Origin of the sequence: Paraglaciecola chathamensis S18K6, assembly GCA_000314955.1 — a bacterium.
Taxonomy (GTDB): Bacteria; Pseudomonadota; Gammaproteobacteria; order Enterobacterales; family Alteromonadaceae; genus Paraglaciecola; species Paraglaciecola chathamensis.
This window is the reverse complement of record BAEM01000050.1, coordinates 22,638-37,798: the sequence shown is the minus strand read 5'-3', so window position 1 is coordinate 37,798 and position 15,161 is coordinate 22,638. Positions and strand designations below refer to the sequence as shown.

Below are 15,161 nucleotides of genomic sequence, written 5' to 3'. Positions count from 1 at the left end.
TATTAAAATCTGTAGTTGATGCCTGCAAAGAAGCGACGCCCGCTGTACGAGTTAGTTAAGAAGCGTACTTTGGTGTCATCCCCTAAATGGACGTAATCTTCTGATTTAGTCAGATTGATAACCGAGGCGCTCAAGGTAATATCTTCGTTTATGTTGTAGCTGGCGTTTACGTCAACTTGATCATAGGTATCGCTGTAGCGGTTGATATCCCAATCTTCGGCCAGCACACCAATTGTGGGGCCTCTGCGGTTATATGAAACGCGCAGGCTGTAATCGTCATTTTCATAAAAGGCCGAGAAGTTACCTTGATATTTTGAGCTGCCCGTTAATGGCGACTCCCCCACTAAGCGACCATCAGCCTCAACGGTAGCGGCGCTGGTGATATTTCGCGTGTAGTTACCCGATACGCCAAAGCCGTTTTCAAAGAAATGCTGGAATGAGAACTCAACACCTTTTGATTCAGCATCTGTGCCGTTGGCCGCGGTGTCGAAATCGCGTACCAATATGTCACCACCAACATTGACCGTACCGCCACCTGACTCAACCAACGTAAACGTTTGATCAGGAACGCTGCTGTTCACATCTAAAGTGAATGGTACGACGAAGTTATCGATATTTTTCAAGAACACAGCCAAGCTAACTCCAGACCCTTCACCGTAGTAATACTCTAGTGATAGGTCATATTGAACTGATTCAAGAGGACGTAGAGATGAGTTACCACCACTGCCTGTCCATCCTTCACTGTCGCGAAGGGGGTCGTAATCTGGGCGGTCGCTAGAGTCTGCTTCCCACTCGCTTGAGTTATAGGTCAATGTTTGGAACTGGCCTAAATCCGCATAGTCAGGGCGTGACAACACTTTTGCTGCTGCGCCGCGCAGAACCCAATCATCATTGATATCCCAGGCGATGTTAAAGCTAGGCAATACGTGGCTGTACGAATTTTCTTTAGGGTTAACAATCACATCGCGCACAATACCGTTAACTTGAGCAACATCCTCTCCGTCAAGATTGACGCGGTCTAAGCGAAACTCCAAACGGTCACTTGCGGTGTTTGTATTAACTGTGTCAACAAAGCGTACGCCAAAGTTACCGCGAAAGTTTTCCCAACGATAATCGGCTTGCACGTATGCGACTTTTACTTCTTCTTCTACATCATAGACAAAGTCGGGTTCAAAACGGGTATAACGTTGGAAGTTGCTCTGCAACTCGTTTTGATATTTGTTCCAATTAACAACTGGGAACAAATTCGTATTGATTGACCCACCTAAGTTTCCTAAAGGCTGGCCAGCAATAACAGTGGTAAGCAGCGGAATACCGCCATTACGTGAGTAATCATCATCCAGAGTGATCCCGCCAGGACGTGCTTCCCCAGCTGCGATATCAAAATCTTTGTCTAGATAGTAGGTATTACGTGTATCACGATGAATAGAGCCTTTACGATACTTCACACCGAAACGCAAAGTTTCAACTATGCCCCAGTCAACAAACCAATCCGTGTCAATCTGGGCGTAATCTTCTTCTTGAGTCCCGCCCACAAAGCTTGAATCTGTTGCACCTATATCTGCTTCACCGCCTTCACCAGCTTTTAAACGATTGAACATTTCAGGATCAATATTGGTGACTAGGTTTTCGTTTTCAAAACGCCAGCCCCAATAATCTGCCGTGCTACCAGAATAATACGCGGCACGATACTTTTCAGTTGGTCCACCTTCAGCTTCAGTGTGCCCAGCAACAAATTTCACATTGAAATCGCTGCCTTCGTATTCCATGAAAAAATCGAAGGTGTCAGACGTAGACTCTTCAACCACATATTCGCCGTTCATACGAGGAATTTGCGTATCTAGCGCTTCTCCTGAGACACCTCTGGCGTAGTCGATACCTGTGACATACTGCGCTTCTGCATCAACGTAAACGTCAGTCCAGAATTGGTTGGTATCATGCCACTCAGGGTATTCAAGTTGGTGTAAAATTGAGTCTAAGCCGAGTTTGAATTGAAAGTAGTTGAAGCCAACTTCTAAATTGTCAGTGGGGCGCCACTGCGCAGTAAACTGCACACCAGTGCGCTCGCGATCTTCTTCTAATACTTCTTGAACTAAACTTTGGCGCGCATACCCTTGGGCGCCGCCTTCAATTTCTTGACCATTGCGACGCTCGGTATACAAAAAGTTTTGATTGATGATATTGACTCGAGAAGTCTGAGTGCGGTTGGTTCTGTCTTGCTGCGTAAAGCCCACCAAGAAACCAAAGTCTTCTTCGTCAGTCTTCCAAGAATAGATACCACTTAGCTGAGGCTCGTAGGAATCAGTAATATCTGCATAAGTGTACTCTAGGCTAACAACACCCGAGTTTTTATCCATGTCTAGCGGTTTACGGCTATGCACTATGACCGTACCACCAATGCCGCCTTCATCGAGGCGCGCTTCAGATGATTTAAATAACTCGACCTTACCAACTAGATTTGAAGGCAGAAGCTCGTAAGAGAACGAGCGAGATGGATTACCAGAAGACGCCGCAATAAAGTTACCGTTTAATTGGGTAAACGTCAGGCTAGGGGATAAACCACGTATGCTCACACTTGAGCCTTCTCCGCCGTTGCGTTGAATAACAACACCAGGTACACGCTGCAAAGAATCAGCAACATTCTTGTCCGGGAATTTACCAATATCTTCAGCAGTTATCGCATCAACCACCGCATTTGAAAGCCGTTTAATCGCCAAGTTTTCTGCCGCTGACGCGCGAATACCACGGACCTGAATCACTTCGGTTTCAGCATCGCTGGTTTGTGCAGCATCTTCAGTTTGTTGCGCCATGGTGTGTGCAGGGACCATTCCCAACCCACAGACAACCGCGAGACTGAGTATCGATTTAGCAAAGATTTTGTCACTGGTGTTGTTCATATGTGTATTCCTAATCGCCATCGGATGTTTCCGCTTAATCAAATGTAACCGTGAACATCGTGTACCGTTTGTTTTAGTAACTGCTTATTTTTTCGTTGTTTTACGCTTATTACAGAACATTTAATTGGAAATTTTACTCCCAATAAAATGTAATCGATTACAATTTACCGGAAAAATATAGAGCCACTCTAAGGGCATGTCAACAACTTAAGCTAAAAAATATACAAAAAATTAACAAAATGACGGCGAGCATTTATTAGTATATGGGTTGAAGACCCGATTAAAAGTTGACGTTAAAGGGGAGCCGGGCCGCTACTTTGACGCTCAAGTAGTTGAAAAGGCAACATTTCGCTACTACGAGTCAAAGGAACACCGTTGATCACATCGCTGAGGATTTCCATCCCTCTACGACCCATTTCGTAAGCGGGTTGATCTATTGTTGTTAATGGCGGATTCATAAAAGCAGACACTTTAACGTTATCAAACCCCACCACAGAAATGTCATCCGGCACACTTAATCCTTGCCGGTGAATTTCATGCATGGCGCCAATGGCAATATCATCATTAAAACAAATGACAGCGCTAGGTCGATTAGGCTTTGCCAATAATTGACGCATCCCCTCGATACCATTTTCGATGCTATAGCTTTGCCCAACTATCATGTCTTCATCAAATTCGATGTTTTCTTCAGTCAAGACGCTGCGTAGTCCGTAGAGGCGATCTTTATGAATTTGGCTGACAACTTGACCCACAATTACAGCAAATTTGGTGTGACCGTAGCTCACCAAATGGTGGGCCAATGCTCGGCTGGCTGCATAGTTATCAAGTGCAACAACTGGATACTTTTTATCAGAGTGGATTCGCTCACAAACACTGACCATAGGGATAGTTTCAGCTAATTTGGCGTCATCTTCATTAAAAGGGAAGGAATGATCGAGTTGAATTAAACCATCTGCTCGATTAGTCAGTACCATAGAGGCATAATCACTTTCGCGCTTGCTGTCACCTTGAGTATCACAAAGTAACACAGTAAAGCCGCGCTCTTGAGCCGCTTGCTCAATTCCACCAATGATGCGCATAAAAAACGGGTTAATTAAATTAGGTACCAAAACAACAATGGTATTGGTTCGGCCAGTTTTGACACTGGTGGCCAACCAACTTGGTCTGTAACCCGCTTCTTTAACGGCTTTCATCACCTTTTCTTTGGTACGGGCGGTGACCATATCTGGCATCTTAAGTGTACGTGATACGGTTGCGGTTGATACGCCTGCAAGCTCACTTACTTTTTTAATATTGGTCATTTACGACTTCCGAAAATCAAGCCCGCTTTGGGCCTTGGTTATTTAATTGCACCGTTCAAGCAATCTCTTACCTAATGTAAATACCTGAATATGTAAATAATATCAATGGTGAGATAAAAGTAATTATTGTAATCGATAACAATAATACTAGAAAACAACCTATGTTTGGCTAAATATTGCTTATTTTGGCTTTTTATTGGACATAACACTAGACCAACAAATTGTAATCGATTACAATTTTACAAAGCATTAACTTTTGTCTTAGGTGTTCTGTTCAAGACAAACTCAAAATATGAAGTGAAACGGTGGCAATAATATGTCACAGAAATTGACTTTCGTAGGTATAAACAAATGAATTATAATATTATTTTCACCATTCCTGCATTGCTACTACTGGCCGCCTGTAGCGCCTCCAAAGACAGCAAAGAAGCTGAATCAGTGGCCGTTGCGCCTTCGGTAGATCTAGTCGATTATGTTAATCCGCTCATGGGAACTGACTCTAAGTTCAGCTTATCGAACGGCAACACCTACCCGGCTATCGCGACACCATGGGCAATGAACTTTTGGACGCCGATGACAGCGCCGATCGGTGACGGCTGGACCTACAAATACAATGACGACCAAATTCGCGGTATAAAGCAAACTCACCAGCCAAGTCCTTGGTTAAACGACTACGGCGCATTTTCATTGATGGCCGTCACCGGAGAAATGAAATTTAACCAAGACGAGCGCGCCTCTTGGTTCTCGCACAAAGCTGAGCAAGCCAGTCCAGATTATTATAACGTGTACCTTGCTTCTTTCGATGTAACCGCGGAAGTAACACCCACTGAGCGCGCCGCGCAATTCCGCTTTACGTTTCCAGACAGCGATAATGCCTATATCGTTCTGGATGCCTTTGACAAAGGCTCTATGGTGAAAATTATCCCAGAAGAGCGAAAAATAATCGGTTATGCGCGCAATAATCACGGTGGCGTGCCAGACAACTTCCATAATTATTTTGTGGCCCAATTTGATAAAGACTTTGAAATCAGCCGCACTTGGACAGATGAATACCAATTAAATACAGATGCTATTCAAAGCGAAGGCGAGCACGTGGGTGCAATTATTGGTTTTAAAACCAAACGCGGTGAGAAAGTATCAGTAAAAATCGCTTCGTCTTTTATTAGCCCAGAGCAGGCGCAATTGAATTTGGATCGAGAAATTGGCCAAGACACCTTCGAAACAACGCGCGCAAAAGCGCACGAATATTGGCAACGCGAACTAGCACGTATTGAGATCGCGGATGATGATAAAGACAACCTACGCACGTTTTACTCGGCTCTTTATCGTGTTCTCTTGTTCCCGCGTAAGTTTTACGAGTACAACGAAGCCGGTGAGGTTGTGCACTACAGTCCATACAACGGTGAAGTATTGCCAGGTTACATGTTTACCGATAACGGGTTTTGGGACACCTTTCGCGCAGTATTTCCTTTCTTTACATTGATGTACCCAGAGCTAGATGCCCAAATTATGGAAGGCTTAGCGAATACATACAAAGAATCAGGCTGGTTACCTGAGTGGGCAAGCCCGGGGCACAGAGGCGTTATGATTGGTTCTAATTCTGCAGTAAATATCGCTGATGCCTACCTAAAAGGTATAACCGACATCGATATTGATACCCTGTACGAAGCTATCGTCAAAAATGCGCAAGTGGACGAAGGCCGCCCTGTTAGTTCAGTCGGCAGAGAAGGAGTCGATTATTATAACGAACTAGGCTATGTACCTTACGACGTTGGCATTCATGAAAACGCAGCCCGTACTCTTGAATACGCCTTTGCCGATTTCAATATTTATCGCCTCGCTGAGCGCCTAGGTAAAACCGAGGATGCTGCCAAGTACAAGCAGAAAGCCCTGAATTACAAACACTTGTTTGATAAAGAAAGTGGATGGATGCGCGGTAAAAACGAAGACGGCAGTTTTCAAAGCCCGTTTAACCCGTTGAAGTGGGGTGATGCTTTCACCGAAGGCAATAGCCTGCACTACACCTGGTCTGTATTCCACGATATCGCTGGTTTAAAAGACCTAATGGGTGGCGATCAAGCCTTCGTGAATAAACTTGATAGCGTGTTCAGCATGCCACCGACCTTCGACGATTCTTATTATGGCTTTACGATTCACGAAATTCGCGAAATGCAGATTGTGAATATGGGCAACTATGCCCATGGTAACCAACCTATTCAGCATATGAGTTATTTGTACAACTACGCTGGCCAGCCGTGGAAAACTCAATACCACGTGCGCAACATCATGGATAAACTTTACTCAGCCACACCTGATGGTTATTGCGGTGATGAAGACAACGGCCAAACATCCGCCTGGTACGTATTCAGCGCCCTTGGTTTTTACCCTGTTGCACCCGGTAGCGATGAGTACGTGTTAGGTAGCCCACTGTTCGACAAAGCCACGTTGCATTTACAAAACGGCGAACGCTTTACCATTGAAGGGCGCAACAACAATAAGAACAATGTCTACGTGGATAGCGCAAAACTAAACGGTAAAGCGTTTAATAAAACCTTTTTGTCTCACCAGCAAATACTGCAAGGTGGCGAACTATCGTTCGACATGACTAACCAGCCAAATAAAGTGTGGGCCACCAGTAAAGACGCGGTCCCCTATTCTATGTCTACCGCTGACGCTAATCCCCATTAATCAACGTGTCAGCTTCGGCTGGCACTTTTAAAGAGTATAAAATTATGGCAGGACCGATTACACAATCATCCGTATCTTTGAGCGAACCGGTTAAGAACAGTCACTTTGCCTTTGCCGCTATGACTACTTTGTTTTTTATTTGGGGCTTTATCACCGCCTTAAATGACATCCTTATTCCTCATTTAAAGGCGGCGTTTGACTTAAACTACACGCAAGCCATGCTGGTCCAGTTTTGCTTCTTTGGTGCTTATTTCATTATCTCGCCGTTTGCCGGCAAGTTGATTGAAAGAATTGGCTATATTCGCGGCATCATCACAGGTTTAGTTACTATAGCAATAGGTTGCAGCCTCTTTTACCCGGCGGCTGAAGTTGAAGTGTATGCAGTATTTTTATTAGGTTTGTTCATCTTGGCCAGTGGGGTAACCATTTTGCAAGTATCAGCAAACCCCTATGTGGCAGTGTTAGGCCCAGAAAAAACCGCCACTAGCCGCTTAAGCTTGGCTCAAGCTATTAATTCAGTAGGCCACACGCTGGGGCCTATGTTCGGTGCCGCGTTAATTTTTGCCGCAGCGGGAGTCGCAACGGAAGAAGCCGAAATCAGCGCAAAAGCAGTGCAATTCCCTTATTTGTTGCTCGCAGGCGTGATGATAGCCACGGCCATAGGTTTCAAATTTTTAAAATTACCGACCATCAAAGCCCATGAAGATGTTCAAGAAGTCAAAAGCACTGATTCGATCTGGTCTCACAAAGCATTGATTTTTGGTACGGTCGCCATCTTTTTCTATGTGGGAGCAGAAGTCAGTATTGGTAGCTTCTTGGTAAACTACTTCTCACAACCAGATATAGCAGGCTTGAACGAGCGGCAAGCTAGCCACATGGTGTCTTACTATTGGGGAGCAGCCATGATTGGGCGCTTTGTGGGCGCGGCTTTAACCCGCATCATTGCCCCTATTTATGTGTTGGCCTTTAACTCAGCAATTGCCATTATTTTACTGTTTACCACCATGAACACCCAAGGTGAACTCGCCATGTGGACCGTTATCTCAATTGGGTTCTTTAATTCAATTATGTTCCCTACGATTTTTACCTTAGCAATACGCGGCCTAGGCCCACTAACCGGTCGCGGTTCTGGCCTGCTCTGCCAAGCTATTGTAGGCGGCGCTATTTTACCTTTGATACAAGGTTATGTAGCTGATATTAGCAGTGTGCAGTTTAGCTTTATCGTGCCTGTTGCGGCTTATATCTATATCGCTTGGTACGCCTTGGTCGGTTCTAAATTAGCGCCTGCCGAGATAAAGCAACTGACTCAAGAAGAGCAGGCTTAGCCTGCTCGATCGCCCCATATTTAAACCGTTAATTAGCGAGTAAATTTGATGAATTACCACAGCCCTGCATTTTTAATGAGCCATTGTCAGGATATCCTGAATTTTTATGATCCTAGGGTAAAAGATCCTCAAGGCGGTTATTTTCAAAACTACATGGATAACGGCGACTTATTTGATTCTGGTTTTAAACAGTTGGTCAGCAGCACGCGCATCGTGGTGAATTACGCCACAGCAGGTATGTTGTTTGAGCGTGATGATTATCTAAAAATGGCTCGTCACGGCTTAGACTTTGTCGAACAAGTTCATTGGCAACCAGATGCTGACGGTTACGCTTGGACGCTACAAGACAACCAACCTCAAGACATGACCCAACAAGCCTACGGTTACGCATTCGTATTGCTTGCTTATGCTGCCGCGCGCAAAGCCGGAATTGTTACTAGCAACGACATGTTACTCACAACCTACCAACACCTTGAGAGCCGCTTTTGGCAGGCAGATTTCGGTTTGTACGCAGATGAAATAAGCTCAGCAGGCGAGTTGAGTCCTTATCGCGGTCAAAACTCCAATATGCATTTGTGTGAAGCCATGTTAGCGGCCTATGAAGCCAGCGGTGAGCAAGTATTCTTGTCACGTGCGCAAACCCTTGCTCAAAACATCGCCTTTCGCCAAGCAGATTTAACGGACGGCCTGATTTGGGAACACTACACCACAGATTTTCAGCCGGATTGGGAATACAACAAAGACGATCCGAAAAACCTTTATCGTCCTTGGGGATTTCAGCCCGGCCATCAAACAGAATGGACCAAGTTATTGCTAATTTTGCATCGCCATGCCCCAGATCAAAAGCTGGTTGAACGGGCGAAAAGCTTATTCGACCGTGCCTACGAAAAATGTTGGGACGCAACCCACGGAGGCTTGATTTACGGCTTTGCACCTGATGGCACTTGGTGTGACGACGACAAATATTTCTGGGTACAGGCAGAAAGCTTCGCCGCCGCCGCCATGTTGTTTTCAGTTACCAAAGACGAGCAATACCTCACGCAATATAATGCCTTGTGGGACTACAGCTGGCAGCAGATGGTCGATCATCAATATGGTGCTTGGTTCAGAGTACTGCAACGGGACAACAGTAAATACAGTGAGCAAAAAAGTGCAGCTGGGGCTAAATGTGACTACCACACCTTAGGCGCTTGCTTCGAAGTACTGCGCACACTAGGCAATACCCGCTTAAAGTAATCGGATACCAGCATAATGAAAAAATTGATATTAAGTGCCACAGTACTGGCGCTATGCGCTTGCACTGAGCAGGCGCCAACGACCATCCAAAACAATGCCGCCGTTAATCCTTTGGATTATGTAGACCCTTTCATTGGCACTGACGGCAAAGGCAAAACTTATCCAGGTGCAACGGTGCCTTACGGTATGGTGCAATTAAGCCCTGACAATGGGCGCACCGGCTGGGATTGGATTTCCGGTTACTTTTATCCAGACAACATCATTGCTGGCTTTAGTCATACACATTTATCTGGCACAGGTGCCGGTGATTTGTACGACATATCGTTTATGCCTTTAACCCGCCCTTTTCATCGGGAAAAAACCGAAGGTGGCCCCGAAGATGGCACGATTGTCGCGCGTTTTAGCCATCAAAATGAGCAAGCATCGCCTGGGTATTATCAAGTATTTTTAGATGACTACGGGGTGAATGTAGAGCTAACCGCAGGGCTTCGCTCCGGTTTTCAGAAATACCAGTTTGCCGATGATGCCCTCGAGGGCGTGGTGCGCGTCGATTTAGGTTACAGTCGCAATTGGGATAAAACACTAGATACCCACATTCAAGTGATTGGTCCAAAAACCATCGCTGGTTACCGTAAATCCACTGGCTGGGCTAGCGATCAGCGCGTGTTCTTTTACAGTCAATTTTCACATCCTATTGATCGCTATACCTTGAACACAAACGGAGTGACAAGCCAAGAGCAATCAGCCTCTGGTGAAAATATAGCGGCGGAATTCGATTTTGATTTTACCGGGTCAAACAGCAAAAAGCTTGTTACTGTGCGCACCGCAATCAGCTCAGTTAGTATTGAGAATGCTAAACAGAATCTATTAGCAGAAGGCGTAGAAAGTAGTTTCTCTCAAGTAAAAAATCTTGCTCAACAAGCATGGCGTGAACAACTAAGCCGAGTCGAAATAACTGCAGACAAAGACGACATGACTCAGTTCTACACTGCCATGTATCACACTGCGTTAGCGCCGAGGGTATTTTCGGATAGTAACGGAGAATATAAAGGTCCCGACGGCAATATTCACAAAAGTGAGCAATACCCTAGATACGAATTTTTCTCGCTATGGGACACATTTCGCGCCTTACACCCATGGAAAACCATCGTAGAGCCCGCGCGCGCCCGAGAGCTCATGGCCTCGATCATGGCACATTACGATGTGGCAGGTCGCCTACCCGTTTGGAACTTCCAAGGCAATGAAACGGACATGATGATGGGTTACCACAGCGTACCTGTGCTTATCGATGCCTATTTCAAAGGCCTGCTAGACGCCAGTGGAGAAGAAGTACTCGCAGCTGCTATGCAAAGCGCCACCCAAAACGAGTTCGGTTTAAAGAGTTATCAAGCATTAGGCTATGTGCCATTTGAAGAGCGTAGTTGGAATGTATCGCTAACCTTGGAATACGCCTTTGATGATTGGGCGATTGCTCAGTTGGCTAGCTCGTTAGGTGAAAATGAGGTTTATCAAACGTATCAATCACGGGGACAAAACTATCGTAATCTGTTCGACCCACAAAGCGAATTTATGCGTGCCAAAAGCGTAAACGGTGAGTTTCGCCGTGATTTCGACCCGAATGCCTACCATCCAGAGGACTACTGCGAGGCCAACGCATGGCAATACAGCTTCTTTGTGCCACAAGATGTTACTGGGTTAATTGATATTATGGGCGGTGCGGCGCCGTTTGAAGCTCAACTGGATGCTATGTTCGAGGCCGAGCAAACCGTTGGGGAATTCCCCGAATGGATATCTGGCTATATTGGTCAGTACGTACATGGAAACGAACCCAGTCACCATGTGCCTTATTTATACCAATACGTTGGCAAGGGTTACAAAACACAAAAATACGTACGCCAAGTCATGGACGAGCTATACCATACCGCCCCGGATGGCTTGTCGGGCAATGAAGATGCCGGCCAAATGTCAGCTTGGTATCTATTTAGTGCATTAGGCTTTTATCCTGTCAATCCGGTTTCTGGAGAATACGTGCTGGGCAGCCCAGAAGTGTCTTCGGCCAAGATCCATTTAGAAAATGGTAATACCTTTAGTGTGCAAGCACTTAATCAATCTAAAGAGAATGTGTATGTTCAAAGCGTAAGCTTGAATGGTCAGCCTTTGCAGCAATTTTTTATCCAGCATAGCGATATATTAGCCGGCGGCAGTATAGTATTTGAGATGGGGGCCGAGCCAAAATGAATACTCTAAGTAACAAGGCATTAATCAGCGTGGCATTCGGGGCTTTCAGCTTAGCCTGTAGCGGCTGTGCTACAGCTAAAACAGCAGAAAAAACACCAGCTGAATATGTGAATCCATTTATCGGCACGTCTAATTTTGGTGCGACTCACCCAGGGGCTCAGTATCCCCACGCGCTCACATCTGTGGCGCCCTTTAACGTTGCATTCGAACACAAAAAGCTTAATGAATTTGAAAAAGACGCCGCGTGGAATTCCCGAGTATATATTCACGAAAATAAATTTTTAACAGGTTTTACTCATGTGAATTTAAGCGGTGTGGGCTGCCCAGAGTTAGGGGTAATTAATATCATGCCCACCGCCGGCAATTTGGAACTAGACGCCCAAAAGTACGGCTCAACCTATTCTGACGAGCAAGCAAGTCCGGGCTACTACCGAACCACACTCGACAAATATGGCATCAAGGCTGAAACCACCAGCACGTTACGTACGGGCCTAAGCCGGTACACATTTCCCGCGGGCAAAAGCAATATCATTGTGAATTTAGGGTTGGGGTTAACCAACGAAACGGGCGGCTCCCTCAGGGTTGTATCCAACAATGAGATTGAAGGCTCTCGTACAGTGGGAACGTTTTGCTATAACCCCCAAGACGTGCGCCCTGTGTATTTCGTAGCACGTTTTAGTAAACCAGCCAAAACCTTGGGCACGTTCAAGAAAATGCCTGAATTCACAGGGGTGGAAGGCGAATGGATGCAGCACAATAACAGCATCAAGCCGTACCCGAATTATCAGCGCGTCATGAGCGGTGACAATATCGGTGCCTACATGCGTTTTGATACACAGGCCAACGAGCAAGTTGAAGTCAAGGTAGGTATTTCTTACGTTAGCATCGAAAACGCAAGGCAGAACCTAAACGCGGAACAGCCCGATTTTGCCTTTGAACACACTCGAAAAGACGCCCAAGACGCTTGGAATAGCTTACTCTCGCGCATTGAAGTACAAGGTAGTGAGCATAACAAAACGCTGCTTTATACTGGCCTGTATCACAGTTTAATTCACCCTAGTATCATTCAAGATGTAAACGGTGAGTACCCAATAATGAGCCAACAACACAGCACTAAAGTCGGTAACACTCACGGGAAAAACCGTTATTCCGTGTATTCATTGTGGGATACCAGCCGTAACCTACATCCTCTGCTGAGTCTGGTGTACCCAGAAATTCAATCTCAGATGGTCGGCTCTGCCCTTGCGATGTACCAAGAAAGTGGTTGGTTACCCAAGTGGGAGTTACTTAGCATGGAAACGCAAACCATGGTCGGCGACCCAGCCACAGCCATGATTGCCGATACCTACTTGCGCGGCGTGCAAACCTTTAATGTTGAGCTGGCTTACGCAGCCATGAAAAAGTCTGTTGAAACAAAGCATAATAACCCTATTCGTCCTGAAAACGCTGACTATCTGAATTTGGGGTATGTACCTGTTGATGATGAAGAGCCCTATGATGGAAGTGTGTCTACCAGCCTTGAGTATTACGTAGCCGACTTCGCCTTAGGTCAGCTAGCAAAGCAGCTAGGACACAACCAAGCCGCCAAAAAATACTTAGCACAAGCCCAGGGCTATAAAAAATTATTTGATAAAAGCACAGGCATGCTGCGCCCCAAACAACGCAATGGTGAATGGCTAACACCTTATGATCCCGAGTTAGGCCGCAACTTCGAACCCGCTCCTGGCTACATAGAAGGAAACGCATGGAATTACCGTTTTTATGTGCCCTTTGATATGCCGGGTTTAATTGCCTTAAATGGCGGCGACAGTGCCTTTATTGAAGCGCTAAACGCGACGTTTGCTAGCAACAATTTTGATATGGGCAACGAGCCAGATATCACCTACCCCTACTTATACAATTACGTAGCAGGACAGGAACACAACACAGCGCAGCATATCACTAGGCTGATTAGCAAGTACTTCACCAACCAACCCGCAGGGCTTCCTGGCAATGACGATGCGGGCACTATGTCAGCCTGGCTAGTCTTTAGCTTATTAGGCATTTACCCTGTGTCGCCAGGTGACATGAACTATGCAACAACGAGCACTGCGTTTGACAAAGTGACTATTCATTTAAACCCAGCCTATTATGCAGGTAAAACCTTATCTATAAGCCCGTTAGAAAAACAGCAGAATACACCGTCTCTTGACGGCAATCGGCTCAACAATGGCTTTGTAACTCACCAGCAATTGACTCAAGGTGCCGACTTACGATTACGCGGTCAGTAATCCGTACTAAAGCCGCACTTTAACCATAATAAATAGGATTAAAGTGTGGCTTTTTCATACTCACCTTTCACACTACAACCACTGCGCTATCGCCACATTTATCCCGTAGCCACCAAGGGTGAGAAATAAAAACAAGCAGCCTGCTAATAGCAAGGGCTTTAGCCCGGCTTGGCGAATTGCGCCCATATGGGTGCGTAGGCCCAGTGCCACCATTGCGATGGTGAGTAAAATACCGTCTAAATGCACTACTTTTTCGGTTACCTGGGCTGGGATGACTTGAGCCGAATTGATGCCACTAGCCACAATAAATAACACAGCAAACCAAGGGATCATGATGTTGCTTTTAGCTGTTTTGCCAGCTTCGTTTACTGATAACGTTTTAGCGTGTTTTTTGTTTTGCCACACTGATAACAACACTAAAAAAGGTGCAAGCATCATAACTCGTAGCATTTTTTCAATCACGGCCACATTTGCAGCTTCAGGGCTAATCGCACTACCTGCCGCTACGACTTGCGCCACTTCATGAATGGTTGAGCCAGCAAAAATTCCGTAGGCATGTTCACTTAACCCTAAGTAACCATAAGCAAGTGGATAAAAAAACATACTTAAGGTGCCAAACACCACCACAGTGGCGACCGCAACAGACACTTTATGCGCTTGAGCCTTTACCACGGGCTCAGTGGCCATGACTGCGGCTGCGCCGCAAATTGAACTACCAGCACCAATAAGTATGGTGGTTTGTTCGTCTAGTTTGAAAACACGTTTACCCAGTTGCACTGCCAGCCAGAAGGTTAAGCCCAGCATGGCCATGTCAGTGACTAGACCTTGCCAGCCCACGCCTGCTACTTGGGCAAAGGTAATACGGAACCCAAACAACACAACACCGGCTTTAAGCAATGTACTTTTAGCGTAATCAACACCGACATCAGTATGCACGGCTACCCGTGAAAAAAGAGTATTACCAACAATAATACCCAGCACGATCCCGATGGTTAAAGAGCTTAACCCTGTTCGCTGAATAAATGGAACATGACTCAGGTAGGTGGCAACGAACGCGGTAGCCGTAACCAGCACTAAACCTAGCCACCAGCGAGAATCATTAAAATGTCCGCTTTGCTGGGATTTTCCTTGCGGGCCCGTAATGAAAAAACGCTTAACTGCACTGTACATAAAGCTGCTCCTATCGCTGGGTTTGCTACGTCTATT

At 45.8% G+C, this 15,161-nt stretch carries 8 protein-coding genes; 5 read left to right on the top strand and 3 right to left on the bottom strand.

Translation table 11 applies throughout. The features are described from left to right. Positions 1-2: 2 nt before the first annotated feature. Positions 3-2,897, bottom strand: coding sequence for a TonB-dependent receptor (locus tag GCHA_RS18140; protein ID WP_007990925.1), 2,895 nt, complete (start codon positions 2,895-2,897; stop codon positions 3-5). A gap of 293 nt (positions 2,898-3,190) precedes the next feature. Then, positions 3,191-4,198, bottom strand: a complete 1,008-nt coding sequence (locus tag GCHA_RS18135) for a LacI family DNA-binding transcriptional regulator (protein WP_007990924.1) — start codon at positions 4,196-4,198, stop codon at positions 3,191-3,193. 351 nt (positions 4,199-4,549) lie between these two features. Between GCHA_RS18135 and GCHA_RS18130 the strand changes: the two genes are divergently transcribed. Genes GCHA_RS18130 through GCHA_RS18110 form a run of 5 tightly spaced genes read left to right on the top strand, consistent with a single transcriptional unit; the run spans position 4,550 to position 13,955 of the window. Then, entirely contained in the window at positions 4,550-6,886 is a 2,337-nt protein-coding gene (locus GCHA_RS18130) for a GH92 family glycosyl hydrolase (RefSeq protein WP_007990920.1), read from the top strand. Positions 6,887-6,930: 44 nt separating this feature from the next. After that, on the top strand, positions 6,931-8,211 hold the full coding sequence (locus tag GCHA_RS18125) for a sugar MFS transporter (RefSeq protein WP_007990917.1): 1,281 nt from the start codon (positions 6,931-6,933) through the stop codon (positions 8,209-8,211). 48 nt (positions 8,212-8,259) lie between these two features. After that, a complete protein-coding gene (locus tag GCHA_RS18120; RefSeq protein WP_007990915.1) occupies positions 8,260-9,447 on the top strand; it encodes an AGE family epimerase/isomerase in 1,188 nt (395 codons plus the stop codon). 15 nt (positions 9,448-9,462) lie between these two features. Then, positions 9,463-11,685 (top strand): GH92 family glycosyl hydrolase, encoded by a 2,223-nt coding sequence (locus tag GCHA_RS18115; protein WP_007990913.1) that lies wholly within the window; start codon positions 9,463-9,465, stop codon positions 11,683-11,685. Beyond that, entirely contained in the window at positions 11,682-13,955 is a 2,274-nt protein-coding gene (locus GCHA_RS18110; RefSeq protein ID WP_007990910.1) for a GH92 family glycosyl hydrolase, read from the top strand. Before GCHA_RS18115 ends, GCHA_RS18110 begins: the two co-directional genes overlap by 4 nt. 72 nt (positions 13,956-14,027) lie before the next feature. Here GCHA_RS18110 and GCHA_RS18105 read toward each other — a convergent pair whose 3' ends face one another. Next, positions 14,028-15,125, bottom strand: a complete 1,098-nt coding sequence (locus GCHA_RS18105) for a YeiH family protein (RefSeq protein ID WP_007990909.1) — start codon at positions 15,123-15,125, stop codon at positions 14,028-14,030. Positions 15,126-15,161: the final 36 nt, after the last annotated feature.